Source organism: Acidovorax sp. BL-A-41-H1 (assembly GCF_051942715.1).
In genome coordinates this window covers 1-24,642 of record NZ_JBPVJQ010000006.1, presented here as the reverse complement: position 1 = coordinate 24,642, position 24,642 = coordinate 1, and the positions used below count along the sequence as shown (strand labels likewise).

20 protein-coding genes, 2 rRNA genes and 1 pseudogene are annotated in these 24,642 nt (G+C 64.6%); 9 read left to right on the top strand and 14 right to left on the bottom strand.

Features of this window, described 5'->3' with window-relative positions:
* Nucleotides 1-46: 46 nt before the first annotated feature.
* Nucleotides 47-745: a DUF4197 domain-containing protein gene (locus tag ACTPOI_RS13375; protein ID WP_440109533.1), complete on the bottom strand. Its 699-nt coding sequence runs from the start codon at nt 743-745 to the stop codon at nt 47-49.
* 177 nt (nt 746-922) lie between these two features.
* Between ACTPOI_RS13375 and ACTPOI_RS13370 the strand changes: the two genes are divergently transcribed.
* From ACTPOI_RS13370 to ACTPOI_RS13355, 4 genes are all read left to right on the top strand, one after another.
* The gene (locus ACTPOI_RS13370) at nt 923-1,402 is read left to right on the top strand and encodes a DUF421 domain-containing protein (protein WP_440109531.1); all 480 of its coding nucleotides are present in this window, start codon (nt 923-925) and stop codon (nt 1,400-1,402) included.
* Between the two features lie 58 nt (nt 1,403-1,460).
* The gene (locus ACTPOI_RS13365; protein ID WP_440109529.1) at nt 1,461-1,832 is read left to right on the top strand and encodes a DUF2237 family protein; all 372 of its coding nucleotides are present in this window, start codon (nt 1,461-1,463) and stop codon (nt 1,830-1,832) included.
* Nucleotides 1,833-1,982: 150 nt separating this feature from the next.
* Nucleotides 1,983-3,116, top strand: a complete 1,134-nt coding sequence (locus tag ACTPOI_RS13360) for a peptidoglycan-binding protein (RefSeq protein ID WP_440109527.1) — start codon at nt 1,983-1,985, stop codon at nt 3,114-3,116.
* Between the two features lie 28 nt (nt 3,117-3,144).
* A complete protein-coding gene (locus ACTPOI_RS13355) occupies nt 3,145-4,170 on the top strand; it encodes an NAD(P)-dependent alcohol dehydrogenase (protein WP_440109525.1) in 1,026 nt (341 codons plus the stop codon).
* Between the two features lie 144 nt (nt 4,171-4,314).
* Here the strand turns inward: ACTPOI_RS13355 and ACTPOI_RS13350 are convergent, their stop codons facing one another.
* Nucleotides 4,315-5,382 carry a hypothetical protein gene (locus ACTPOI_RS13350; RefSeq protein ID WP_440109523.1) on the bottom strand — a complete coding sequence of 356 codons (1,068 nt, stop codon included), beginning with the start codon at nt 5,380-5,382 and terminating at the stop codon, nt 4,315-4,317.
* A gap of 173 nt (nt 5,383-5,555) precedes the next feature.
* Here ACTPOI_RS13350 and ACTPOI_RS13345 point away from each other — a divergent pair, with 173 nt between their 5' ends.
* The 4 genes from ACTPOI_RS13345 to ACTPOI_RS13330 all read left to right on the top strand — a co-directional run bounded on the left by ACTPOI_RS13345 (nt 5,556) and on the right by ACTPOI_RS13330 (nt 11,906).
* On the top strand, nt 5,556-6,215 hold the full coding sequence (locus ACTPOI_RS13345; protein WP_440109521.1) for a LuxR C-terminal-related transcriptional regulator: 660 nt from the start codon (nt 5,556-5,558) through the stop codon (nt 6,213-6,215).
* Between the two features lie 150 nt (nt 6,216-6,365).
* Nucleotides 6,366-8,234 carry an ATP-binding protein gene (locus ACTPOI_RS13340; RefSeq protein ID WP_440109519.1) on the top strand — a complete coding sequence of 623 codons (1,869 nt, stop codon included), beginning with the start codon at nt 6,366-6,368 and terminating at the stop codon, nt 8,232-8,234.
* An 80-nt stretch (nt 8,235-8,314) separates the two neighbouring features.
* Nucleotides 8,315-10,126: an ATP-binding response regulator gene (locus ACTPOI_RS13335; RefSeq protein WP_440109516.1), complete on the top strand. Its 1,812-nt coding sequence runs from the start codon at nt 8,315-8,317 to the stop codon at nt 10,124-10,126.
* A gap of 166 nt (nt 10,127-10,292) precedes the next feature.
* On the top strand, nt 10,293-11,906 hold the full coding sequence (locus ACTPOI_RS13330) for a methyl-accepting chemotaxis protein (protein ID WP_440109514.1): 1,614 nt from the start codon (nt 10,293-10,295) through the stop codon (nt 11,904-11,906).
* Nucleotides 11,907-12,134: 228 nt separating this feature from the next.
* Here ACTPOI_RS13330 and ACTPOI_RS13325 read toward each other — a convergent pair whose 3' ends face one another.
* The 10 genes from ACTPOI_RS13325 to ACTPOI_RS13280 all read right to left on the bottom strand — a co-directional run bounded on the left by ACTPOI_RS13325 (nt 12,135) and on the right by ACTPOI_RS13280 (nt 21,976).
* A complete protein-coding gene (locus tag ACTPOI_RS13325; protein WP_440109512.1) occupies nt 12,135-13,265 on the bottom strand; it encodes an acyl-CoA dehydrogenase family protein in 1,131 nt (376 codons plus the stop codon).
* Nucleotides 13,266-13,305: 40 nt separating this feature from the next.
* Nucleotides 13,306-13,983, bottom strand: coding sequence for an SDR family oxidoreductase (locus ACTPOI_RS13320; RefSeq protein WP_440109510.1), 678 nt, complete (start codon nt 13,981-13,983; stop codon nt 13,306-13,308).
* A 76-nt stretch (nt 13,984-14,059) separates the two neighbouring features.
* Nucleotides 14,060-14,698 (bottom strand): pyridoxamine 5'-phosphate oxidase family protein, encoded by a 639-nt coding sequence (locus ACTPOI_RS13315; RefSeq protein ID WP_440109508.1) that lies wholly within the window; start codon nt 14,696-14,698, stop codon nt 14,060-14,062.
* A gap of 34 nt (nt 14,699-14,732) precedes the next feature.
* Complete coding sequence (locus ACTPOI_RS13310) at nt 14,733-15,812, bottom strand: DUF695 domain-containing protein (protein WP_440109506.1); 1,080 nt, start codon at nt 15,810-15,812, stop codon at nt 14,733-14,735.
* A gap of 87 nt (nt 15,813-15,899) precedes the next feature.
* Nucleotides 15,900-17,093 (bottom strand): acetyl-CoA C-acyltransferase, encoded by a 1,194-nt coding sequence (locus tag ACTPOI_RS13305; RefSeq protein ID WP_440109504.1) that lies wholly within the window; start codon nt 17,091-17,093, stop codon nt 15,900-15,902.
* Nucleotides 17,094-17,173: 80 nt separating this feature from the next.
* Nucleotides 17,174-18,976, bottom strand: a complete 1,803-nt coding sequence (aceK, locus tag ACTPOI_RS13300) for a bifunctional isocitrate dehydrogenase kinase/phosphatase (RefSeq protein WP_440109502.1) — start codon at nt 18,974-18,976, stop codon at nt 17,174-17,176.
* A gap of 37 nt (nt 18,977-19,013) precedes the next feature.
* Complete coding sequence (gene can / locus ACTPOI_RS13295) at nt 19,014-19,673, bottom strand: carbonate dehydratase (protein ID WP_440109500.1); 660 nt, start codon at nt 19,671-19,673, stop codon at nt 19,014-19,016.
* 34 nt (nt 19,674-19,707) lie between these two features.
* Nucleotides 19,708-20,898, bottom strand: coding sequence for an isovaleryl-CoA dehydrogenase (locus ACTPOI_RS13290; protein WP_440109498.1), 1,191 nt, complete (start codon nt 20,896-20,898; stop codon nt 19,708-19,710).
* Between the two features lie 140 nt (nt 20,899-21,038).
* A complete protein-coding gene (locus tag ACTPOI_RS13285; RefSeq protein WP_440109496.1) occupies nt 21,039-21,518 on the bottom strand; it encodes a PaaI family thioesterase in 480 nt (159 codons plus the stop codon).
* Between the two features lie 62 nt (nt 21,519-21,580).
* Entirely contained in the window at nt 21,581-21,976 is a 396-nt protein-coding gene (locus ACTPOI_RS13280) for a MerR family transcriptional regulator (protein ID WP_440109494.1), read from the bottom strand.
* Between the two features lie 148 nt (nt 21,977-22,124).
* Here ACTPOI_RS13280 and ACTPOI_RS13275 point away from each other — a divergent pair.
* Nucleotides 22,125-22,247, top strand: a pseudogene (locus ACTPOI_RS13275) (class II glutamine amidotransferase); the annotation flags it as partial.
* Between the two features lie 157 nt (nt 22,248-22,404).
* Here the strand turns inward: ACTPOI_RS13275 and rrf are convergent.
* Both rrf and ACTPOI_RS13265 read right to left on the bottom strand, forming a co-directional pair.
* Nucleotides 22,405-22,517: ribosomal RNA gene (gene rrf, locus ACTPOI_RS13270) — 5S ribosomal RNA — on the bottom strand.
* Nucleotides 22,518-22,661: 144 nt separating this feature from the next.
* A 23S ribosomal RNA gene (locus ACTPOI_RS13265) occupies nt 22,662-24,642 on the bottom strand; the annotation flags it as partial.

The following is a 24,642-nucleotide window of genomic DNA, read 5'->3' as shown; positions in this document are numbered from 1 at the left end:
TGGTCGGGCTGAGCAAGGAAGGGGCAGGAACGGGGAGCGCGCGATGTCAGCGCAGCGTGCCAAACACCTTGCGCACGATGGCGCTGCCGGCCCCTGCAGGGTCCTGGCGGATGCGGCGCTCTTCCTCGCCGATCATGAAGTACAGGCCGTCCAGCGTCTTGCCGGTGACGTACTGGGCCAGGTTGGCTTCTTCAGGCTTGAGCAGACCGAAGCCCGCGGCCTTGCCGGCCACGGCGTTGTACTTTTGCGTCAGGCCCACTTTCTCGGTGGCCTGGTTGACCACGGGCAAAAAGCGCTCGCCCAGTGGCAGCCGCGTCTTCTCGGCGAAGAACGCCGTCACCGACGTGCTGCCCCCCATGAGGATGTTCTTGGCGTCGGTCACGGTCATGTTCTGCACGGCCTTGACCAAGAGGTCCTTGCCCATGGGCACAGCCTCTTCGGCGGCGCGGTTCATGGCGGTGACGAGCTCATCCACCCGCCGCCCCTGCCCCATTGATTTGAGCACCTTGGCCGCGTCCTGCAGATAGCCGGGCAGGCCGATGCGCACCTGCGGGTTGCCCAGGAAGCCGTCGGTACGGCCCAGCAGCGCCACTGCCGCCTGCGCACCCTGGCCCAGCGCGGCCTTCACCCCGCTGGACGCATCGGCGTTGGTGAGATCGCCCAGCGACAGGGCCCGGGCGTGTTGAGCACTAGCGCACAGCAGCGCCCCCGCAAGGCTGGTGTGGACGAACTGGCGGCGTTGCATGGTGCGGGTACTTTCGGTAAGGGCGGAAGCTGACGGTGCCCGCCGGGCCATCCGGCAGTGAAGGCGCACCGTGCAGGGACCGGGCGGGAAATTGCCCCGGATTCTCGCTCAGCGCACCAGGGTCAGGCCGCGCACCGTAGACTGGCCCGACCCAAGCATCCAACGAGGAACCTTGCAATGTGGCAAATGAGTGTGCCGTGGTGGGAGTTTGTGCTGCGCGGCGTGGTGGTGTACCTGTTTTTGCTGGTGTTCCTGCGCCTGTCGGGCAAGCGGCAGACGGTGCAGTACGAGCCGTTTGACCTGATCCTGCTGCTGATCCTTTCAAACGCAGTACAAAACTCGATGAACGCGGGCGACAACTCGCTGGTGGGCGGGCTGGTGTCGGCCAGCACGCTGATGCTGCTGCATGTGGCGCTGGCACGGCTGGCATTCCATTTTCCGCGCGTCGGGCGCTGGGTGGATGGCAAGGCCCAGGTGCTGATCCACCAGGGCGAGCTGAACCAGGCGGTCATGCGCAAAGAGCTGCTGACCCGCGACGATCTGGAGGCAGCCCTGCGCGCGGGCGGCTGCCTGCACGCACACGAGGTGGAGCGCGCCACCATCGAGACCAATGGTCAGATCACGGTGGTGCTGCGCCGCCGCGGAGCGGATGGCTGACCGGTCATGCGCCCACAGCAAGAATCCCTGATCTCAACCCCAACTCCTGCGACCTGACATGACTGCACTCAACGTTCTGGGCACCATGCTGATGCCCTGCTCCTACGACCCGCTGACCGGGTTCTACCGCGACGGCTGCTGCAACACCGACGAGCACGACCACGGCACCCACGTGATCTGTGCGCGCATGACGCAGGAGTTTCTGGATTTTTCGCTCTCGCGTGGAAACGACCTGGTCACCCCCCGGCCTGAATACCGTTTTGCAGGGCTGCGGCCCAACAACCGCTGGTGCCTGTGCGCCCTGCGATGGAAGGAAGCCTACGAGGCCGGTGTGGCGCCGCCCGTGGTCCTGGAATGCACGCATGCGCGCGCGCTGGAGTTCGTGACGCTGGCGCAGCTGCAAGGCGCGGCGTTGTCCAGCAGCAGCTGACGCCGCCGCCAGGCGCCGTAGCGGGCAGCGGGCCGGGTGAGTGGCAGCCGGCACCCTACTTCAGTCGGGTTGCCGGGTGCGGGTGGCACGGCGAAAGATCAGGACTTTGTGTTCCTTCCTTTCGCTGTGCTTGCAGCCCATCCCGCCACCATGACCACCACCTTTCCCGCGGGCCCGCAGCCCGCTGTATCCGCTGCGTCTTCACCCCGTTCTTTCGCCCCGCTGCGCCTGTGCGCGGTGGGCACTGCCGTGGCCGCTGCGCTGCTGCTCAGTGGCTGCGAAACCACCAACATGCGCATGGGCAGCGCCGAGGCCAAGACCGTGGCCACGGGCAGTGCGGCCGGTGCCGCCAATGCCAACGCCAGCGATGCGCTGGAGCGCTGCGAAAGCCCGCTGGGCACCGTATCGCTGATCGAAAACCAGCAGGCCGGCTGGTACACCATCCTGCGCGACCAGTACCGCCTGCCGCCCACTGCCAACCTGCTGCGCCTGCTGGTGCAGCAATCGAACTGCTTTGTGGTGGTGGAGCGCGGCGCCGCGGGCATGAACGCCATGACGCGCGAGCGCGCACTGATGCAGTCGGGCGAGATGCGCCAGGGCAGCCAGTTTGGCCAGGGGCAGGTGGTGGCGTCCGACTACGGCCTGTCGCCCGAGATCGTGTTCCAGAACAACAACGCCGGGGGTGCCTCGGCATCGCTGGGCGGCCTGGTGGGCGGGCGCGCGGGCGGCCTGCTGGCCGTGATTGGCGGCAGCCTCAACACCAAGGAGGCGAGCGCACTGCTCACGCTGATCGACAACCGCTCGGGCGTGCAGGTGGCGGCCTCGGAAGGCAGCGCATCGAAAACCGACTTTGGGGCCATGGGCCAGCTGATGGGCGGCTCGGGCGGCGCGCGCATGGGTGGCTACTCCAACACGGCCGAGGGCAAGGTCATTGCCGCGGCCTTCATGGATGCGTTCAACCAGATGGTCGTGTCCCTGCGCAACTACAAGGCCCAGAGCGTGCGCGGCCAGGGCCTGGGTGGCGGCGGCCGGCTGGCTGTGGATGGCGCTGCACCACCGGCGCAGACATCGGCCGCCCGTACAGCCGCCGGCGCACAGGCTGGCGTGGCTATGCCACTGCGCGACGCACAGGCCCGGCTGAACGCCCTGGGCTACAACACGGGCACGCCCGACGGTGCCATGGGCCAGCGCACGGCCGCAGCGCTGCGCGCCTTCCAGAAGGACAAGGGCCTGCCGCAGAGCGGGCGGCTGGATGCCGCTACCGCCGACGCGCTGGCGCAATGACCGAAATGACCGGCTCGGCCCTCTCCTCTTGCAGCACCGTACCACCGTGAAGGTGATCGAGTGCACGCGCTACGGTACGCCCGAGGCGCTGCAATGGGCAGAGCGCCCGATGCCCCGGCCCGGCAGCCACGAGCTGCTGGTGCGCCTGGTGGCCACCACGGTCAACAGCGGCGACTGGCGCGTGCGCGCACTGCATCTGCCTCCAGGCTTTGGTCCGCTGGGCCGCCTTGCGCTGGGCCTGCGCCGGCCGCGGCAACCGGTGCTGGGCACTGAATTTGCGGGTGTGGTGGAAGACACCGGCGTGCTGGCATGCCGTTTCAGGCCGGGGGACCGGGTGTTTGGCTTTACAGGGTCACGCATGGGCTGCCATGCCGAATACCTGTGCATGGACGAATACGGGCCGGTAGCGCCCACGCCACCCCAGCTCGGTTGCGAGCAGGCAGCGGCGCTGTGCTTTGGCGGCAGCACCATGCTGCACTACTACCGCCGTGCCAGTTTGAATGCGGGCGAGCATGTGCTGGTGATCGGCGCCAGCGGCACGGTGGGCTCGGCCGCGGTGCAGCTGGCGCGCAACCAGGGGGCAAGGGTGACGGCGGTGTGCAATGCCGTCCATGCGCCTCTGATGCAACGGCTGGGTGCGCTTCACACCATCGACCCGGCGCGGCATGACTTCACGGCGCTGGGCGAGCGCTACGACGTGGTGGTGGACTGCGTGGGCACTTTCCCGATCGACGACATGCTGGGCGTGCTGGCCCCGGGCGGGCGCCTTCTGCTGCTGGCAGCAGGTCTGGGCGACCTCATGCGGGCGCCCTTGCTGGGCCGCTCGCGCGGGCTGCGCGTGATGGCAGGGCCTGCGCAGGAGCGCGCGTCCGATGTGGCCGAACTGGCTGCGCTGGCCGCTCGCGGCGAATTCATACCCGTCATCGACAGCGTATTCCCTTGGGCCGAGTTTCGCCAGGCCCATGCCCGCGTGGAAAGCCGGCGCAAGGTGGGCACGGTGGTGCTGCGGGTGGGGGGCCTCGCCCCGGCGCAGCCATCAACATCGCTGGTCTGACGCAGGCAGGCCGGGAGCGGGTCACACCGTCTTTCATCGGGTGAACCACCACCGCGCCAGCGCGGCGCGGCTCGATCCCCTGCAGCTATGCCCCGCTGTCCCCACCCTGGCCGGTCGGACCTGCCAGGGCAGGAGCGCCGGCTGTCAGTTCTGCGTGTAGCAGATCCTGTTGGGGATGATGGTGTTGGTATAGCTCTCCACGCTGGCCGCGGTCGGGAACACCGTGGGGGTCTGGTCACTCACGATGCACAGGCGCGAGCCCGTGCGTGCCCACACCGCGCGCGATGTCAGCCCCGATGGCTGGGTCCACAAGCCCCAGAACGCGGTGAGTGTTGCCGTGCTGCCATTGCGGTCGAACACCACCGTGCCCACATCGCTCAGCGGCCCGGCCACCACACCGGCGCCCGAGCAGCTGGCGTCGCTGTACGTGGCTGCGCCGATCTGTGCGGTCACACGGGTGTCGCTCTGGCGCGTGATGCGCCACAGCGAGCGCCCCCACTGGCCTGGCCGCACCTGGCTGCAGAACTCCTGCTTCCAGTCGCCCTCGGGCAGCGCCACCACCGTGCCGCAACTCACCTCGACCGAACCGACGTTGGCGGCAGACACCGTGCCCGCGCCGTTGCGCACCGTGCAGGCCTGCCCGGCAGGCTGCGTGCGCACGCTGACGGCATAGGCCGCGCCACCGGCCAGCGGCGTGGCAAAGGTGAAGCCACCATTGCCGGCCAGCGCCAGGTCATCGCCGCCATTGTTCTGCAGCACCACGGTGCCGCCCGCCAGGCCCGCCACCGAGCCGCCCACGGTGTACGTGGCAGCAGGCAGGTTTTCGCAGCGCACTTGCACGTCCACCACGTTGGCCGTGGCCCTGCCGCTGCCCTGCGCCACGGCGCAGCGCTGGCCAGCCGGCTGCGTCTTGACCGTGACGGCATACGCCACGCCACTGTCGAGCCGGGTGACGAAGACGAACGAGCCGTTGGCACTGACTGCCAGGTCGTCGCCCGCATTGTTCTGCAGCGTCAGCGTCTTGCCGCTGCCCAGGCCAGCCACCGTGCCGCCAATGGTGAAAGCGCCAGCCGAGGGGGGTGGTGTGGTGCCGTTGCCGCCGTCATCGCCGCCACCGCAGCCGGCCAGCAGGACGGCAGCCACGGCCACCGGCGTCCACCGGAAGGCGGTCCGGGCGCGGCGCCCGCGGCCAGGCGTTCTTGGATGGGTCATGAACAGAAACCTCCTTGTCGTGAAGAAGGGCGGATTCTGTGCAGTGCATGATGCTGCGCGTAACCCTACCGGGGTAGGGTTTGCGCGCCACCCTCCCCGGGGCACACTTGGCAGAATTTGCCCTGGCTCACAGGGCCCATTCCGGGCCGCACCGTCCCGCCACCGGTAACGCCATGTCTTCGTATGCACTGATTCTTGACGACCACCCACTGGTGGCGCGCGGCGCTGCCGAATTCCTGCGTGCGCGGCTGCCGTACCTGGAAGTCGTGGTGGCGAGCCACGCACAGGAATTTGCACCGCTGGTCGCAGAGCGCGGCCCACCGGCTATTGCGCTCATCGATTTCTGGCTGTCCGACGGCGCCAGTCTGGAGCTGGTGGCCCAGGTGCGGGCCCTGTGCCCCGGCACGGCACTGGCCGTGATCAGCGGGGATGACGACCCCGCCGTGGCAGACCGGGTGCGGCAGGCCGGGGCGCACGGCTTCATCCACAAGCAGGCGCCGCCAGAGGTGTTTGCGCAGGCAGTGGAAGCGCTGCTGGGTGGCCTGGCGTGGTTCATGCCGCCAGCCGCGGCCCACGGGCAACCTGCCCGCAGCCGCGACATGCCCGTGACGCCCGCAGAACTGGGGCTCTCGGTGCGTCAGGGCGAGGTCCTGGCGCTGGTGCTGCAGGGCCTGCCCAACAAGCGGATCGCGCTGCAGTTCGACCTGTCTGAAAGCACTGTCAAGGAACACATGAGCGCCATCCTGCAGCGCCTGGGTGCCCGCACGCGGGTGGAAGCCATCACGCAGCTGCGCGGGCGCCGGCTGGTGCTGCCACCGACCCCGGTCGACTGAGATGCGGGGGGGGCCATCCTTTTTGTGCGCATTCCTGCCGTGGGCAGGCTCGCCCCGCGCAGCGGGCGGAGTGCAGGTCACAGCACCGCTGGCAAGGGAAGAAGCGCGGCCGCGTGCGGCGGCCCATGGCCCTGCACGGGGCATTCGGTGATGGACACATCGTTCTGGCGCCGCTGGTTTCCGCGCCCGCTGGACGGCAGCGAGCTGGGCGAGCGCGGCCATGTGCGCATGCTGGAGCTCACGCACCAGCGGCTGGTGCTCAGCATCTGCGCCATGCCGCTGCTGGGGGCGCCGCTCACCATGTGGTTCCAGGGCCTGGGGCGCGATCCGCTGGGGCTGGGCCTGTGGACGGCGCTGTACACGGTGGCCGCGCTGGCCGTGTGGCATCAGGCGCGGCGGCTGCGCCACAGCAGGCAGGTACCCCAGGTGCAGGACGACGCACAGTGGCTGGCGCAATGGCGGCCCCGTGTACGGGCCACCAGCCTCATCCACGCGCTGGGGCTGGCGGCGCTGGGCGCCATCGTGGTGGCTACGCCGGGCCGGGCGCACTACGACTTCATCCTGCTGCTGCATGTGACGCTGGCGGTAGTGATTGTGGGCAACGCCACGTTTCAGCTGCCCTCGGTCGGCATGTTTTTGCGCATGTACGGACTGGGCTGGGGCGTGGCCACTGTGGTGCTGCCGGTGGTGCTGATGCAGTGGCCTTCGCTCATGCACGGCCCGGGCGATGCGGGGGGCGGCGATGCCTCGCCCTGGCGCTTCATCATTCCGGTGTCGCTGCTGCTGCTGATTGCGCTGTACCGCCACGCAGTGGTGGCGAACAACTTTTTTGTGCAGCAGGTGCGACTGGAAGAAGAAAGCCTCCACCTGGCCCGGCAGGCGCGCCTGGCCCATGAAAAGGCCGAGGCCGCGCTGGCGGACAAAAACCTGTTCTTGCGCACTGCGAGCCACGACCTGCGCCAGCCAGTGCACGCCATGGGCTTTCAGATCGAGGCCATCCGCCAGCGCAACCACGACCCTGCGCTCACGCCCGCGCTGGAGGACCTGCGCCACAGCGTGCAGTCGGTGCACCTCATGTTCAATGCGCTGCTGGACCTGTCGCGCATCGAAAACCGGGCGTTGCCTGAACGCCTGGTGCCCGTCGCACTGCCCCCCCTGCTGGGCGACATGGCGCAGCTCTTCCGAGAGGAGGCCGCCGGGCTGGGCCTGGCGCTCCGGGTGCGCGTGCCGGCCGGGGGCGCCACCGTGCTGGCAGACCCCGTGCTGCTGCGCCAGTCGCTGGTGAACCTGGTACACAACGCCTTGCGATACACCGGGCGCGGCGGCCTGCTGCTGGCGGCCCGCCGGCGCGGCAACTGCTGGTGCGTGGAAGTGTGGGACACCGGCCTGGGCGTGGCGCCGGAAGACCACGCCCGCATCTATGAGCCCTTTTACCGCCCGGCCCACACTGCGCCCTTGCACCAAGCGGGGCACGGGCTTGGGCTGGCCGTGGTGGCGCGGTGCGCAGAGCTGATGGGCGCGTCGCACGGAATGCGCTCGCGGCCCGACCGCGGCTCCTGCTTCTGGCTGCTGCTGGCCGCAGCGCCAGACACGCCGCAGGATCAGGCCACTGGAGCGTCGAGTTCCACGCCCTTCAGCCCATTGACTGGGCGGTGCCTGGTGGTGGACGATGACCCCCATGTGCTGCGCGCGTGGTCGTCCATGATGGCCAGCTGGGGCCTGGAGACCCGTACCGCCAGCGATGCAGCCGCGGCCCTGGCAGCCCTCGATGCAGGCTTTGTGCCCGACGCGATCTTCTGCGACCAGCGCCTGCGCAGCGGCGATAGCGGCTTTGACGTATTGCGCGCTCTGCTGGAACGTTGCCCGCGCGCACGCGGTGCCATGGTGAGCGGCGAACTGGACGCACCCGAGCTGGCTGCCGCACAGGCGCAGGGCTATCTGGTGCTGAGCAAACCGGTGGATGTGTTGGCGCTGCATGCACTGCTGCGGAAGTGGCTCGCACGGCAGTCGGAAGACTGAGCCATGGCTGCCGACCGAAGGGGCTGCAAAGCCATCGGACCGGCAAGTGGTGCCTTCGCGCGCACCCAGAATATGCCACCATGACAACGCCCGTGTCCGACACCGCTTCAGACCCGCCCGAGAAAGAGACTCCTAGCGACGAAGGGCGAGTGCGGCTGCTCACCGCGTCCTTCACTCGCTTGCGGGTCGGTGTGCTGGCAATGCCCTTCATTGGAATGCTGTTCGCGCTTTTGTTTGCATGGCAAGGCGGCAACCCCGCGGGGCTTCTGGCATGGAGTGCGCTGTATGTGCCTGCCCTGTGGGGCGTGCGCCGCCTGCACCAGCGCTACCTGCAAGACCAGGCAGAACGCACGGCCGCCGATGTGCTGGCCACCTGGCAGCGGCGCCTGCAAAAGGTTGCGCTGTGCCACGGGCTTGCGCTGGCCTCCACGGTGGCGCTGACGATGGACGGCGCCACATACGACTTCATGCTGCTGCTGCACGTCACGCTGATGGGCATTGCTGCCATCAACGCGGTGCAGATGACCGCCAACCTGCCGATGTACCGCGCCCAGTACGTCGGCATGGCCTGCGGGCTGGTGCTCATGCCCTGGGCGTTCCCGGACCACTGGTACTTTGCGCTGCCCATGGCGGTCGTGATGAACATCGTCATCTACCAGAGCTCGCTGAACGTGCAACGCTTTTTCGTGCGCCAGATGGTGCTTGAAGAGCGCAGCCGTGATCTGGCCGACCGCTACCGCGCGGCCAGCAGTGCCGCACTGGAGGCGCTGGCTGAAAAGAACCATTTTCTGGGCGCAGCTGCGCATGACCTGCGCCAGCCCGTGCACGCCATGGCCCTGCTGGCTGAAGCCATCGCGTTGCACGGTCAGCATGACGCCCGGCTGGCCCCGCTGTTGCAGCAATGGCGCCTGAGCATGCGCTCGGTGAACCACATGTTCAACACGCTGCTGGACCTGTCACGCATCGAGTCCGGGACCATGAAGGCGCGCCCTGCAGCGGTTTCCATCGCGCAGCTGCTGGATGAAGTGGGCCTGCAGTTCGGCGAAGACGCGCGGGCCCGCGGGCTGGCGCTGCGCCTGCGCCGCGCGCAGCCCGATGCCCTGCTCTGGGCCGACCCGGCACTGGTGCGGCAGGCGCTGTTCAACCTGGTGCACAACGCGCTGCGCTACACAGCGCACGGCGGCGTTCTGGTAGCCGCACGCCGGCGGGGCGGGCTGTGGTGCCTGGGCGTGTGGGACACGGGCACAGGCGTTGGCGAGCAGGAGCAGACGCGCATCTTTGAGGCCTTCTACCGCGGCGAGACGGCCCACGCAGACGCGCCTGGCGGCCACGGGCTGGGCCTTGCGGTGGTGGCGCGTTGCGTGGCTCTGATGGGCGCACGGCAAGGCATGCGCTCGCGCTCTGGCCGGGGCTCTTGCTTCTGGATCGCTGTGCCCGCGGCGCTGCCCGCAGATATCGTTCCCCGTGTGGTGCCGATGGCCCCTGACCGGGCGGGTACGCCATCACCTGGCTTGCGCGGACGTTGCCTGGTGGTGGACGACGAGCCCCAGGTCCTGCAGGCCTGGATGGCACTGCTGGACGGCTGGGGCCTGCATGTGCGCACCGCCAGCGGCCTGCAACAGGCATGGGAGCACCTCGACGCCGGGTTCGTGCCCGATGTGGTCCTGTGTGATGAACACCTAGGTCAGGGCAGCAGTGGCTTCACTGCGTTGCGCGCCTTGCTCGAACGCTGCCCCGGTGCACGCGGAGCCATGGTAAGTGGCGAAATTGATACACCCTCGCTGCGCGAAGCGCAGGACGACGGCTACCTGGTGCTGTACAAGCCGGTCGATCCCCAGACCCTGCAGGACCTGCTGATTCGCTGGCTGGAAATGGATAAAAACGGGCTCTAGCACTTATTCCAAATTGGCCGCTTCGCTATGAATATTGAATTTCATGGACTGCCCTGCAGACGCCCCTCTGGCACACATGCCGCGAATGGCAACGACTGGTGGAAGACCGCTTGCGCACAATTGATCAAATTGATATATTTGACATTGCTACAACTTAGGGCCCACCATGCAACGCTCTTCCCTGTCTACTGCGCAGCGCCTGATGCTCGGTTTTGGCCTTGTCATCACGCTGCTGGTGCTGTGCATCGCTTTCTCGTACCGCGCCCTCACGGTGTCGAATGAATCAATGCAGACCATCTACGAAGACAGGACCGTGGCATTGGGGCAGCTGAGTGACATCCGCTACCTGATCGCCCGCAACCGCATCATCATGATGGACGCCCAGGAAAGCCGGGATGCCGCACTGGTGCAGCGCCGGATGGCCGAATACGACACGAACACCCAGCGCGCTACCGAGATCTGGAAGGCATATTCCGCCACCTTCCTCACGCCAGATGAAAAACAGCTCGTCAAGCAAATGGAAGATGAATGGGCTACCTATCGCGACAAGGCCGAGAAGCCCACGGCAGAGGCCCTGCGAAGCCAGAAATTTGAGGACTCGGCCACGGGATTCAAGGCCATCAGCAAGCTTTCGCCGCCAGTGCAAAAGACGCTGGATGCGCTGATCCAGCTGCAGGTGAAGGTGGCAAATGACACTTACACGGACGCATCTTCGGTCAATGCCACGACGCTGACGACGCTCCTGGGCCTGGGTTTGTTTGCCGTGGTTGCACCGGTGGCCGCAGCCCTGGTGATCGTGCGCAAGATCGTGGGCGTGCTCGGTGCTGAACCCCACGAACTGGCGTTCGAAGCGACGCGTATCGCGGAGGGCGACCTCACCCACCAGAACGGTCGCATCATTGCTACCGGCAGCGTGATGGCCAACATGGACACCATGCGCAACCGCCTGAACCAGGTGGTGAACATGGTGCGCGAAAGCGCCGAGGCCGTGGCGGCATCGAGCGGCCAGATTGCCCAAGGGACGCAGGACCTGTCGGCACGCACGGAAGAGCAGGCCTCTTCGCTGGAGCAAACCGCGGCATCGATGGAGCAGATGGCCGCCACCGTGGGGAAGAACTCCGAAGGTGCCGACGGCGCCCACCAGATGACGACCAGGGCGTCGGCCATTGCCCACGAGGGTGGGGAAGCCATGGCGCGCATGGTGGAGACCATGAAGGACATCCAGACCAGCTCGCAGAAGATCGCCGACATCATCGGCGTGATCGACTCGATCGCGTTCCAGACCAACATCCTGGCGCTGAACGCCGCGGTGGAGGCAGCGCGCGCTGGCGAGCAAGGCCGCGGGTTTGCCGTGGTGGCCACCGAAGTGCGCGCCCTGGCCAGCCGCTCGGCCGACGCCGCCAGGGAGATCAAGACCTTGATCCACACCAGCGCAGAGCGGGTGAACCAGGGTAGTACCCTGGCCATGGCTGCTGGCGAGACGATCAACAAGGTGGTGACCAGCATCCGCGATGTGGCCACCGTGATGAGCGAAATCCGGCACTCGGCCTCGGAGCAGACCGCGGGCATCGGGCAGGTGAGCGATGCCATGGGCCAGATTGACCAGACCACCCAGCAGAACGCCGCGCTGGTGGAGGAGATGGCGGCAGCGTCATCGCACCTCAAGCAGCAATCGGACACCCTGGTGAACGCCGTGGCGAGCTTCAAGCTGGAGCATGTGGTGCCCGGCACGCCAGCACCAGGCCGCCGCCCTGCACAGGCCCGGTTGGCCGCGGCCTGAGCAGGGCGCGGGTGGCGGTACCGACATCGCAGGCGACCAGCAGGGCGATGACGCAATGCAACAGGTCACCCGAGGGCGGCCTGTTGCATCTTTACCGTTCACGCGCGAGGGGCAGGGCGAGCATCCATGGCGCGCAAAGAATCCGACGGTCTGGGCGGCCGTGCGCAGCGCTGCTGGTGTGGCTGCCCCGGGCCCCGCGCGTGGTAATGCCCCTCACCGGCGTTTCTATCAAGCCAGCGCGCGCTGGATGATGATCTTCTGTACGTCGCTGGTGCCTTCGTAGATCTGGCACACGCGCACGTCGCGGTAGATGCGCTCCACCGGGAAGTCGCTCACCACGCCGTATCCGCCCAGCGTCTGGATGGCGGCGCTGCACACCTGCTCGGCGATCTCGCTGGCAAACAGCTTGGCCATGGCGGCTTCCTTGAGGCAAGGGCGGCCAGCATCGCGCAGCGCGGCGGCGTGCCAGATGAGCTGACGCGCGGCTTCAAGCTGCGTGGCGCAGTCGGCCAGGCGAAAGCCCACGGCCTGGTGGTTGAAGATGGCGGTGCCAAAGCTCTGGCGGTCCTTGGAATACGCCAGCGCAACGTCAAAGGCGCTGCGCGCCATGCCCAGGCTTTGCGCGGCGATGCCGATGCGGCCGCCTTCGAGCGCGCCCAGGGCGATCTTGTAACCCTCGCCCTCCGCGCCGATCAGGTTTTCGGCGGGGATGCGGCAGTTGTCGAAGTTGATCTGCGCGGTGTCGCTGCTGTGCTGGCCCAGCTTGTCTTCCAAACGCGCCACCGTGTAGCCGGCGCTGCTGGTGGGCACGAGGAAGGCGCTCATGCCCTTCTTGCCCGCGCCTTTGTCCGTGACGGCGATGACGATGGCCACATGGCCGTTCTTGCCGCTGGTGATGAACTGCTTGACGCCGTTGATGACGTATTCGTCGCCCTGTTTGACGGCGGTGGTGCGCAGGGCGGAGGCGTCGGAGCCCACATGCGGCTCGGTCAGGCAGAACGCGCCCAGCATTTCGCCGCGCGCCAGGGGCGTGAGCCAGTCGCGCTTTTGCTGTGCATTGCCGTAGCGCAGGAGGATGGCGTTAACAGGGCAGTTGGTCACGCTGATGGCGGTGCTGGTGCCGCCGTCGCCCGCAGCGATCTCTTCGAGCACCAGTGCGAGCGTGACGTAATCAAGGTTGGCGCCGCCGAACTCTTCGGGCACACAGATGCCGTAAGCGCCCAGCGCGGCCAGGCCCTGGTGGGCGTCTTTCGGGAAGTGGTGTTCCTTGTCCCAGCGGGCGGCGTGGGGCCACAGCTCGGTCTGGGCGAAGTCGCGCACAGCGTCGCGGATCATTTCCTGGTCTTGGGTCAGCAGCATGAGGGTGTCTCCAGAGTCGTTGTTCGGCAAAAAAAGCGGGCTACCAATGGGATGCGCGGCGGCCGTCGTGGTGCAGCAGGCGGCCCTTGTCGGCGGCGGTGACACCAGCCACGGTGCTACGCAGGCCGTGCACGCTGGTCTGCACCGAGAGCGGCGCACTGCCGCCGCCCATGTCGGTCTGCACCCAGCCGGGGTCGATGGTGATGAGCGTCGCTCCGGGGTAGCTGTGCTGGGCCGCGGCCACCGCCATGTTCAGCGCGGCCTTGCTGGTACGGTACAGCCACGCATCGCTGCCGGGCACGCTGCCGATCTGCGACATGGATGACGAGAGGAACGCAAACACGCCCCCCGCTTCGGCCACCAGCGGGGCCACCTGCGGCAGGGCCTGCATGGCGCCCAGCACGTTGGTGTGCATGACGGCGTCAAAGTCCTGCTGCGTGGGCGGCGTGAGCGCATCGGGCCGGCGGATGACCCCCGCCACGTACCAGGCCTGGTCGAGCTTTTCACCGTCGAGTTGCCAGGCCAGGCCGCTGATGCTGGCGGGATTGGCCACGTCGAGCGTGAGCACTTCGGCGCCCAGCGCCTGCAGCGCCTCGCGCGCAGCATCGTGGCGTACGGTGGCGATGACGCGGTGGCCGTCGGCCAGCGTCTGGCGGGCCAGCTCGAGCCCGATGCCGCGCGAGGCGCCGATGATGAGTACAGACAGTCTTTTTGGCATCAAATCAGCCTCTGGTCCAGGTATCAATTGCCCCCATTGCTATTATTTTCATAGCAATAGGATTGTGACAAGCCCATCATGGTGGCGTCCCGGGCTGTTGCTCCAGCGCCAGCTGGGCCCGGTAGCGCTCGGCCATGGCGGCCGCGGTCTCAGGCGGAGTGGTCAGACCCAGCTGGTCGTGGATCATCTGGTTCATGCTGGGCAGCACGGCGCGGTCTTGCTGCGCGCCAGGCTGCCACAGCCGCGACCGCATGAATGCCTTGGAACAGTGCAAGTAAGCCTCGGCCACGCGCACCTCGATCACCAGGCGGGGGCGCTGGCCGGTGGCGGCAAACAGGTCGGTCAACGCCGCTTCGTCGCGCAGCCGGGCGGTGCCGTTCACGCGCAGCGTTTCGTCCACGCCGGGGATGATGAACAGCATGCCGATGCGCGGATCGGCCAGCAGATTGGTGAGCGTATCGAGCCGGTTGTTGCCCCCGGCGTCAGGCAGCAGCACGGTGTGGGCGTCTGGCGTGCGCGCGAAGCCGGGAACGCCACCGCGAGGCGATGCGTCCAGCAGCGCGCCCTGAGCAGCACCGGCGCTGGCCAGCACGCAAAAGGGCGACAGGGCAATGAAGCGCTGGCAATGCGCGTCTAGCCGGGGCTGCTGCTTTTTCCGAGCGCGCTCGGCGGGTGCCGCATACAGGGCGCGCAACTGGGCCAGTGTTTCGATCATCGCTATGCCTTGAATTTCGGTTACGGGCACCTGCTCACATCAGGTAGGCAGCGTACTCAAAGTAACCGGACCATGCCGGGTCGAAGCGAGACTTCACTTCCAGCGATGCGGCTTCCTGTCGCAGCAGCAACGGCGCCAGCGTTTGCCGGGCCAGCTTTTCATCGGCCACGTAATACAGCGCCTGCCGGCGGCCCGCCCGCACCATGGTGAGCACCAGAATGCCCAGCTGCGGCACCTGCAGCAGCGTGGCAGCCTGGTCATGCAGCGCCTGGGCCGCGGCCAGCGCAGCGGCATCCGGTATCGCCAGGTCGAGGGTGAGCGCGCAGGTCAGGTCGGCGCGCATGGCCACCGCGTTGGCACTGGTGTTGATCATCACGGCACCCGTCTCTGCGCGGCCCTCCCCGTCGCTGTCGGTATCGACATCCACCGCGTTGCCCTCGTCATCCACGGCACAGTCGAACTGCAGCTCCAGAGCATCCCAGGCCCCGTCGCCTTCCGGGAACAGGCCCGTACGGCCCAGTGCGTTCAGCCAGAAGGCGTCGAACGCGGGTTGCAGGTCGGCCAGTGCGGTCCAGGTGGCATCGCGATCGTGGTGGCCCTCGTCCACAAAGTCCACCGCGCCTACCTTCACGGCAAAGTCGTATTCGCCCAGCACATGGTCCACCATGATGAAAGCCATGTGCTGTGCATGCTCTTCAAAGCCGGACGGCACGGCGCAGACCAGCCGCAGCTCCAGCGCCACCTGGCCGCCATCCTGTTGCAGTGCGACCAGCACGTCGCGGGTGGACATCTCGAAGCCCTCCATGCCCAGCGGAAAGTCGGGCTCGGTGCTGCGCGGACGCAACGCAGCCACGCGGTAGGCGCGCAGAGGCGGCGCGGCGGCTGCCACCTGCGCGGCCAGCGGAAACAGCTCGAGGCTGCCCTGTGCGGTGACGATCAGGTCCACACCGGCGCGGTCGGGGCTGGCGATCAGCTCCAGCGCGAGACCCGGCAGATGGGTTTCGACCAGGGCGTTCGCCTGCTCTACCCAGTCGGCGGGCGAGAGGTCGAGCCAGCTGGGCTCCTGCGCGGCAAAGGCGGTCCAGAACGTGGCGATGTCGGCGTGAGAGGTCATGGAAGTCCTGGAAGATGCTGCAGGAAAAGGTGGGGACCTGCACGCGGGCAGGCCCGCTGCGCCACTGCAGGCCCGCGGACGGTGGCGTCAGACGAGTTCGAGCGCCACGGCGGTGGCCTCGCCGCCGCCGATGCACAGCGTGGCCAGGCCCTTGGTCAGGCCACGGGCCTTGAGCGCATGGATCAGCGTGACCATGATGCGGGCGCCGCTGGCGCCGATAGGGTGGCCGAGCGCGCAGGCGCCGCCATTCACGTTCACCTTGTCGTGGGGCAGGTCCAGCTCTTTCATCAGCGCCATCGGCACCACGGCAAAGGCTTCGTTGATTTCCCACAGCTGCACGTCGCCCACCTGCCAGCCGGCCTTGGCCAGCGCCTTCTGCGTGGCACCCAGGGGTGCGGTGGCAAACCATTCGGGCTCTTGCGCATGGGTCGCGTGGCTCACGATGCGGGCCAGCGGCTTGCAGCCGAGCTTTGCGGCCGTGGACGCGCGCATCAGCACCAGCGCGGCAGCGCCGTCATTGATGCTGGAGCTGGACGCGGCGGTGATGGTGCCGTCCTTCTTGAAGGCCGGCTTGAGCGAAGCGATCTTCTCGAGCTTGACCTTGCCGGGGCCTTCGTCCACCGACACGACGGTCTCGCCGGCACGGGTCTTGACGGTAACGGGCACGATCTCGGCAGCAAATGCGCCGGACTCGGTAGCGGCCTTGGCGCGCTGCACGCTGGCGGTGGCAAAGGCGTCCTGCTGCTCGCGGGTGAACTGGTATTTGGCGGCGCAGTCTTCTCCGAACGTGCCCATGGAGCGGCCCGCTTCGTAGGCGTCTTCCAGGCCGTCGAGCATCATGTGGTCAAAGATGCGGTCGTGGCCCAGGCGGTACCCGCCGCGCCCCTTTTGCAGCAGGTAGGGCGCGTTGGTCATGCTCTCCATGCCGCCTGCCACCATCACATCATGCGTGCCGGCCAGCAGCATGTCGTGCGCCATCATGGCGGCCTTCATGCCCGAGCCGCACATTTTGCTGAGCGTGACAGCGCCGGCGCCCTTGGGCAGGCCGCCCTTGAAGGCGGCCTGGCGCGCGGGGGCCTGGCCCTGGCCGGCCATCAGGCAGTTGCCGAACAGCACTTCGCCCACGGCATCAGGCGCGACACCCGCGCGCTCGATGGCAGCCTTGATGGCGGCTCCGCCCAGGTCGTGCGCGGTCAGGCTGGAAAAATCGCCCTGCAGCGAACCCATGGGGGTGCGGGCTGCGCCGACGATGACGATAGGGTCTTGTTGCGATGTGGACATGGAGGGCTCCTGTGCAGTGAATGGGTGTGTGGTTCGAGAGCGGTTCGGGGAAGCGTTGATGGCGCAGCAGCCTCAAGCCTTCAGGATCGCTTTCCGCGCGGGAAGCGACGGTCTGCGTCATACGGGAACACATCCAGCATCTGGCCGGCGAGGATGCGCTCCTTGTGGGATTGCCAGAAAGCGGGGTCCAGCAGGTCGGCGTGGTGCTGCAGGAAGACCTCGCGCACGGCATCATTGCCCAGCAGGAACGGGGCGAAGGTTTCTGGAAACACGTCACGGGGGCCCACGGTGTACCAGACGTCGGCGCTCATCTCTTCTTCCTCGTTGCGCGGTGTGGGCACGCGGCGGAAGTTGCAGTCGGTAAGGTATTCGATTTCGTCGTAGTCGTAGAACACGACCTTGCCGTTGCGGGTGATGCCAAAGTTCTTCCAGAGCATGTCGCCGGGGAAGATGTTGGCGGCTACCAGGTCCTTGATGGCATTACCGTATTCAATGACGCTGCGCTCCATCTGGCGGTGCGCCGCAAGGTCAGCCAGGCCTGCGTCGAAGGCCTCCTGCAGGTAGAGGTTGAGCGGGATCATGCGCCGCTCGATGTAAAGATGCTTGATGATGACTTCAGTCTGGCCGTCGCCGTCACGGTCACTGATTTCCAGCTGGCTGGGTGCGAACTTCTCGATCTCGGCAATCAGGGCGTCGTCAAAACGGTCACGCGGAAAGGCTACCTCGCTGTACTCCAGCGTATCGGCCATGCGCCCCACGCGGTCATGCTGCTTGACCAGCAGGTATTTGCCCTTGACCTGCTCGCGCGTGGTCTCCTTCTGGTGCGGGAAGTGGTCCTTGATGAGCTTGAACACGAACGGAAAGCTTGGCAGATCAAACACCAGCATCACCATGCCCTTGATGCCCGGCGCAATGCGAAACCGGTCGCTGGAGTGGCGCAGGTGGTAGAGGAAGTCGCGGTAGAACAGCGTCTTGCCCTGCTTGGCCAGGCCCAGGGCGTTGTAGATCTCGGCCCGCGGCTTGCGCGGCATGAGGCTTCGCAAGAACTGCACGTAGGCGCTGGGGATTTCCATGTCGACCATGAAGTACGCGCGCGCAAAGCTGAACAGCATCTGCAGGTCGTCTTCGCCGAACAATGCCGCATCGATGTACAGCAGGCCATCGTCGCCATGCAGGATGGGCAGCGCAAACGGCAGCTCGGCGTAACCATTGATGATCTTGCCCACCACATACGCACCCTTGTTGCGAAAGAACAGGCTGGTGAGCACCTGCACCTGGAAGTTGGTGCGCAAGCGGGTGCCGTCAAGGCGCTGCCGCAGCGCGCCGAGAACCAGCGCAGCATCGCGCGGCAGATCGGCAAACGGCCGCTGCAGCTCGAAGTTTTCAAGGATCGCCTGCAGTGTGCCTTGCAGACCGTCCTTGGCTGGATAGTAGGCGCGGTACGTGGGACGCGCAGCCAGCTCCTCGTTTTCGATGTATTCGGTACTGACGGCTGGCCGCACGAAGATGAAATCGTTGTGGAAGTGCGTGCGGTGCAGGATCTTGGTGGTGACCGAGTTGAAGAAGGTCTCGGCCAGCTCGGGCTGCCGGTGGTTGACCAGCAGGCCGATGTAGTGGAGCTTGGTCTGGTGCCATACGTCCATCGGCTGCGTACCCGCACGGAACTCCTTCTCCAGCCGGCGCACGCATTCCTTGACGCGCAAGTCGTAGAACTCGATACGTTCGCGCTGGGCCCGCTGCTGGCCGTGCCAGTCCGCTGTTTCGAAGCGGTGCTTGGCGCGCGCCGACTCTGTCCGGAATAACCGGTAGTGGCGGTTGAAGCCGTCCATCATCGCCTTGGCGATGGCATAGGCCTCGGGGGCGTCCAGCCTTTGCGGAAACATGGAGGTTGCGCCTTGCAAGAGCCGGGGTGGCTAGCTACTACTGCCGACGCACCGCAGCGACGCCAGCGATGGCTGCACGGTAGAGTGAGTCGAGCCCTTCGGTGCTGTCCACGCTCATGTGCAGGTTGTTGATCAGGCCGTCCTTGAGCCCATAGCACCAGCCATGCAGCGTGACCTTCTGGCCGCGCCCCCAGGCGTCCAGCATGACGGTGGTCTGCGCCACGTTGACCACCTGTTCGATGGCGTTGAGCTCGCAAAGCACGTCATGGCGCCACTGCGGGTCAGTGGACGCCAGCAGGTCGCGGTGGCGGTCGCGCACGTCGGTGACGTGGCGGATCCAGTTGTCGGCCAGGCCCACACGCTTTCCGTCCAGCGCGGCCAGCACGCCGCCACAGCCGTAGTGGCCCACTACCATCAGGTGCTCGACCTGGAGCTGGTCGACAGCGTACTGGATGGTGGACAGGCAATTCAGGTCGGTGGGCACCACCACATTGGCGACGTTGCGGTGCACAAATACTTCACCCGGCTCCAGCCCGGTGATCTGGTTGGCGGGGACGCGGCTGTCAGAACAGCCTATCCACATGTACCGGGGCGTTTGCTGGGCCAGCAGCGCCGTGAAGAACCCGGGGCGTTCAAGCTCCATCTGGGCTGCCCAGCTGCGGTTGTGAACAAACAGGTCTTCGATCGATGTGGACATGGCTTCCTTGAAATGCGCGGGGCAACGCTATGTGTCAGCAGGTTTCGGCAAACAGCTCACGTCCGATCAGCATGCGGCGGATCTCGCTGGTGCCCGCGCCAATCTCGTACAGCTTTGCGTCGCGCCAGAGGCGACCCAGCGGATACTCGTTGATGTAGCCATTGCCACCAAAAATCTGCACACCCTCGCCTGCCATCCAGGTCGCCTTTTCGGCGCACCAGAGGATGACGCTGGCGCAGTCCTTGCGGACCTGGCGCACGTGGTCCGTGCCTAGCATGTCGAGGTTCTTGGCCACCGTGTATGCGAAGGACCGCCCGGCCTGCAGCACGGTGTACATGTCAGCCACTTTGCCCTGGATGAGCTGGAATTCGCCGATGCTCTGGCCGAACTGCTTGCGGTCGTGAATGTAAGGGATGACGTTGTCCATCACCGACTGCATGATGCCCAGGGGGCCACCGGTGAGCACCGCACGCTCGTAGTCCAGCCCGCTCATCAGCACCTTGGCGCCCTGATTGAGCCCGCCGAGAATATTCGCCGCAGGCACTTCTACGTTGTTGAACACCAGTTCGCCCGTGTGGCTGCCGCGCATCCCGAGCTTGTCGAGCTTTTGTGCAATGCTGAAACCCGGCATGCCCTTTTCGATCAGGAAAGCGGTCACGCCACGCGCACCCAGTTCAGGCTCGGTCTTGGCATAGACCACCAGTGTGTCTGCGTCCGGCCCGTTGGTGATCCACATCTTGCTGCCGTTGAGAAGGTAGTACCCTCCCTTGTCCTCGGCCTTGAGCTTCATGCTGATGACGTCCGAACCCGCGCCAGGTTCGCTCATGGCCAGTGCGCCAACATGCTCGCCACTGATGAGCTTGGCAAGGTACTTCTGCTTCTGAGCCTCGGTGCCGTTGCGGTTGATCTGGTTCACGCACAGATTGCTGTGGGCGCCGTAAGACAGGCCCACGGATGCGCTCGCGCGCGAAATCTCTTCCATGGCCACCATATGCGCGAGGTATCCCATGGCAGCGCCGCCGTAGGACTCTGGAACCGTGATGCCCAGTACGCCCAGCTCGCCCATCTTCTCCCACAGGTCCATGGGGAACTGGTCATTGCGGTCGATGTCCGCAGCACGCGGAGCGATCTCGGCCTGTGCAAAGTCACGCACAGCGTCGCGCAACGCGTCGATGTCCTCGCCCAGCTGAAAGTTCAAGCCCGGGATGTTGGCAGGGATGCTCATGGTGTCTCCTCTAACGAAATGTGAAGGATGAATGGGACGGCGCAGGACGATGAGCCGATAGGGATATCTGTCAGATCAAAGGCTGAAGCGTGGGACGACGAGGTATGTTGTGCGGCGCACTGCTGGAACACGCTTTCCAGTCAGCCTTGGAGGCCATCACGCCCACTGACTGCCATTAGCGTGCTGCCCATCGTTGCGATCAATTTTTCACTGCTGGCATCAAGCGCATAGGCTCTGCCTTCACACACCGTGATCGTTCGCCCGGGTTTGATTACACGCCCTTCCATGCGGAATCGCTCGCCTTGGGCGGGCGCCAGCAAGTTGATCTTGAATTCGATGGTCAGCACCGCGCTGTCTTCGCTCATCAATGTGAAGCCCGCATACCCGCAAGCGGAATCCAGCGCCGTGGCCACCATTCCGGCGTGAAGGAATCCATGCTGCTGCGTAAGCCCGGAGGCCCAGCCGAGGGTGATGTCCACCGAACCAGGCATTACGGCGCTCAGGCGCGCGCCGAGAGTGTGCATTGCGCCTTGGCGCGCGAAGCTGTCGCGTACGCGCTCTTGGTAGTGGGCGCATCGGGGCTCGAACGCCGGCCCTGTGACGCCTATCTGCGCTGTCATGGCTCATGGACTCCGTGGAAAATGACGTTGACGTTTACGTTGACGTAAACGTCAATTATCGGTCATTTTTTGCTATCGATGTTTAGCAACAGCGCTCGTGCTTCCTGTTCGTGCTCCAGCACTTCTTCCAGATTGGCCTGCAGGTCGGCCATCTGCTCCTCGATCTGCTTGCGATGCAGCGTCAGGACGTCGAGGAACTTGCGCAGCTGAACCCCCGTGTCCCGCGGGCTGTCGTACAGATCAATGATCTCTTTCGCCTCAGTCAGCGAAAGGCCGAGCCGTTTCGCCCTAAGTGTCAGTCGCAAGCGAGTGCGATCACGTGCGCTGTAGACACGGTTTCGGCCCCCAGCCCCCGCCCTGTCTGGCTGCAGTAATCCCATGTCTTCGTAGAAGCGGATGGCGCGCGTCGTAAGGTCGAACTCTTTCGCAAGATCACTGATGGTGTAACTGGTGGCCATGGGGTGTTTCAAGAGCTCTATCGCAGGGACGATATCGTTGTTCTCGTCGAACGCTGGAGATTTCACTATGACGTTTACGTTAACGTCATTTCAGTAATCCTAACGCATCAAGAGACTTCTGAACATCACGCTCGCAGCATCTGCGTACACGGGCGCGAGCGACCGGGTTGCGGTCATTGTGACGAGCCCGCTGACGACGAACGAAACGTGGACGGCATTCGAGCCTGGAGAGCTGCTGGTGTTTTCGGAAGGAAGAAGGCTGGAGAGCTGAGCGGGGGGAAGGTCCCCATCAGGCAGACACGCGCTGCCTCAATCTTCAGAACGCGATCACATGAACCAGTAGAACTAATTGCTGATTCACTTTTCAGACCCGCAAAGCAAAACGCCCTTCTACTCGAACGAGCAGAAGGGCGGTTTGGGCTGTAAGAGCCTGACGATGACCTACTTTCACACGGGAACCCGCACTATCATCGGCGCAAAGTCGTTTCACTGTCCTGTTCGGGATGGGAAGGAGTGGTACCAACTTGCTATGGTCATCAGGCATAACTTGGTGTCGGGCTGCTCTGGGAGCAACACAACGAATTCATAGAGTTTGGAATCAGATTTTTGTGTCTTTTGACTGCGTCAACTTGGCATAACAATCTTTGAGCTTATCGCAATCACTTGCGTTGGCAATCAAAGTTATAGGGTCAAGCCGCACGAGCAATTAGTATCAGTTAGCTTAACGCATTACTGCGCTTCCACACCTGACCTATCAACGTCCTGGTCTTGAACGACTCTTTAGGGGGCTCAAGGCCCCGGCAGATCTCATCTTGAAACGAGTTTCCCGCTTAGATGCTTTCAGCGGTTATCTCTTCCACACTTAGCTACTCGGCAATGCCACTGGCGTGACAACCGATACACCAGAGGTGTGTCCACTCCGGTCCTCTCGTACTAGGAGCAGGCTTCCTCAAATCTGCAGCGCCCACGGAAGATAGGGACCAAACTGTCTCACGACGTTTTAAACCCAGCTCACGTACCTCTTTAAATGGCGAACAGCCATACCCTTGGGACCGGCTACAGCCCCAGGATGAGATGAGCCGACATCGAGGTGCCAAACACCGCCGTCGATATGAACTCTTGGGCGGTATCAGCCTGTTATCCCCAGAGTACCTTTTATCCGTTGAGCGATGGCCCTTCCATACAGAACCACCGGATCACTATGTCCTGCTTTCGCATCTGCTCGACTTGTCAGTCTCGCAGTTAAGCACGCTTATGCCATTGCACTATCGTCACGATGTCCGACCGTAACTAGCGTACCTTCGAACTCCTCCGTTACGCTTTGGGAGGAGACCGCCCCAGTCAAACTGCCTACCATGCACTGTCCCCGATCCAGATAATGGACCTAGGTTAGAACCTCAAACACACCAGGGTGGTATTTCAACGTTGGCTCCATGAGATCTAGCGACCTCACTTCAAAGCCTCCCACCTATCCTACACAGATCTGTTCAAAGTCCAATACAAAGCTACAGTAAAGGTTCATGGGGTCTTTCCGTCTTTCCGCGGGGAGATTGCATCATCACAAACATTTCAACTTCGCTGAGTCTCAGGAGGAGACAGTGTGGCCATCGTTACGCCATTCGTGCAGGTCGGAACTTACCCGACAAGGAATTTCGCTACCTTAGGACCGTTATAGTTACGGCCGCCGTTTACTGGGACTTCAATCAAGAGCTTGCACCCCATCATTTAATCTTCCAGCACCGGGCAGGCGTCACACCCTATACGTCCACTTTCGTGTTTGCAGAGTGCTGTGTTTTTATTAAACAGTCGCAGCCACCGATTTTTTGCAACCCCGTTGGGCTCGCCTTGTACAGGTTCACCTACTTGGGGCATACCTTCTCCCGAAGTTACGGTATCAATTTGCCGAGTTCCTTCTCCTGAGTTCTCTCAAGCGCCTTAGAATACTCATCTCGCGCACCAGTGTCGGTTTGCGGTACGGTCGTCAATAGCTGAAGCTTAGTGGCTTTTCCTGGAAGCAGGGTATCACTCACTTCGTCTGCAAGCAGACTCGTTATCACCCCTCATCTAAGCCCGGCGGATTTGCCTACCAGGCACGACTACAGGCTTGAACCAACATATCCAACAGTTGGCTGAGCTAACCTTCTCCGTCCCCACATCGCACTATTGATCGGTACAGGAATATTGACCTGTTTCCCATCAGCTACGCATCTCTGCCTCGCCTTAGGGGCCGACTCACTCTACGCCGATGAACGTTGCGTAGAAAACCTTGCGCTTACGGCGAGGGGGCTTTTCACCCCCTTTAACGCTACTCATGTCAGCATTCGCACTTCTGATACCTCCAGCATCCGTTACCAGACACCTTCACAGGCCTACAGAACGCTCTCCTACCACTTGCAATAAATTGCAAATCCGCAGCTTCGGTAACTGGCTTAGCCCCGTTACATCTTCCGCGCAGGACGACTCGATCAGTGAGCTATTACGCTTTCTTTAAATGATGGCTGCTTCTAAGCCAACATCCTGACTGTTTTAGCCTTCCCACTTCGTTTCCCACTTAGCCAATTTTAGGGACCTTAGCTGGCGGTCTGGGTTGTTTCCCTCTTGAGTCCGGACGTTAGCACCCGGTGCTCTGTCTCCCAAGCTGTACTCGTCGGTATTCGGAGTTTGCA

What these genes read in the sequence shown, in the direction of transcription:
- ACTPOI_RS13320 (WP_440109510.1), bottom strand. Translation starts at nt 13,983, where the DNA reads ATGCCAAAAAGACTGTCTGTACTCATCATCGGCGCCTCGCGCGGCATC.
- ACTPOI_RS13365 (WP_440109529.1), top strand. Translation starts at nt 1,461, where the DNA reads ATGACTGCACTCAACGTTCTGGGCACCATGCTGATGCCCTGCTCCTAC.
- ACTPOI_RS13330 (WP_440109514.1), top strand. Translation starts at nt 10,293, where the DNA reads ATGCAACGCTCTTCCCTGTCTACTGCGCAGCGCCTGATGCTCGGTTTT.
- ACTPOI_RS13315 (WP_440109508.1), bottom strand. Translation starts at nt 14,698, where the DNA reads ATGATCGAAACACTGGCCCAGTTGCGCGCCCTGTATGCGGCACCCGCC.
- ACTPOI_RS13290 (WP_440109498.1), bottom strand. Translation starts at nt 20,898, where the DNA reads ATGAGCATCCCTGCCAACATCCCGGGCTTGAACTTTCAGCTGGGCGAG.
- ACTPOI_RS13285 (WP_440109496.1), bottom strand. Translation starts at nt 21,518, where the DNA reads ATGACAGCGCAGATAGGCGTCACAGGGCCGGCGTTCGAGCCCCGATGC.
- aceK (WP_440109502.1), bottom strand. Translation starts at nt 18,976, where the DNA reads ATGTTTCCGCAAAGGCTGGACGCCCCCGAGGCCTATGCCATCGCCAAG.
- ACTPOI_RS13370 (WP_440109531.1), top strand. Translation starts at nt 923, where the DNA reads ATGTGGCAAATGAGTGTGCCGTGGTGGGAGTTTGTGCTGCGCGGCGTG.
- ACTPOI_RS13340 (WP_440109519.1), top strand. Translation starts at nt 6,366, where the DNA reads ATGGACACATCGTTCTGGCGCCGCTGGTTTCCGCGCCCGCTGGACGGC.
- ACTPOI_RS13310 (WP_440109506.1), bottom strand. Translation starts at nt 15,812, where the DNA reads ATGACCTCTCACGCCGACATCGCCACGTTCTGGACCGCCTTTGCCGCG.
- ACTPOI_RS13280 (WP_440109494.1), bottom strand. Translation starts at nt 21,976, where the DNA reads ATGGCCACCAGTTACACCATCAGTGATCTTGCGAAAGAGTTCGACCTT.
- ACTPOI_RS13345 (WP_440109521.1), top strand. Translation starts at nt 5,556, where the DNA reads ATGTCTTCGTATGCACTGATTCTTGACGACCACCCACTGGTGGCGCGC.
- ACTPOI_RS13375 (WP_440109533.1), bottom strand. Translation starts at nt 745, where the DNA reads ATGCAACGCCGCCAGTTCGTCCACACCAGCCTTGCGGGGGCGCTGCTG.
- ACTPOI_RS13335 (WP_440109516.1), top strand. Translation starts at nt 8,315, where the DNA reads ATGACAACGCCCGTGTCCGACACCGCTTCAGACCCGCCCGAGAAAGAG.
- ACTPOI_RS13305 (WP_440109504.1), bottom strand. Translation starts at nt 17,093, where the DNA reads ATGTCCACATCGCAACAAGACCCTATCGTCATCGTCGGCGCAGCCCGC.
- ACTPOI_RS13360 (WP_440109527.1), top strand. Translation starts at nt 1,983, where the DNA reads ATGACCACCACCTTTCCCGCGGGCCCGCAGCCCGCTGTATCCGCTGCG.
- ACTPOI_RS13350 (WP_440109523.1), bottom strand. Translation starts at nt 5,382, where the DNA reads ATGACCCATCCAAGAACGCCTGGCCGCGGGCGCCGCGCCCGGACCGCC.
- ACTPOI_RS13325 (WP_440109512.1), bottom strand. Translation starts at nt 13,265, where the DNA reads ATGCTGCTGACCCAAGACCAGGAAATGATCCGCGACGCTGTGCGCGAC.
- can (WP_440109500.1), bottom strand. Translation starts at nt 19,673, where the DNA reads ATGTCCACATCGATCGAAGACCTGTTTGTTCACAACCGCAGCTGGGCA.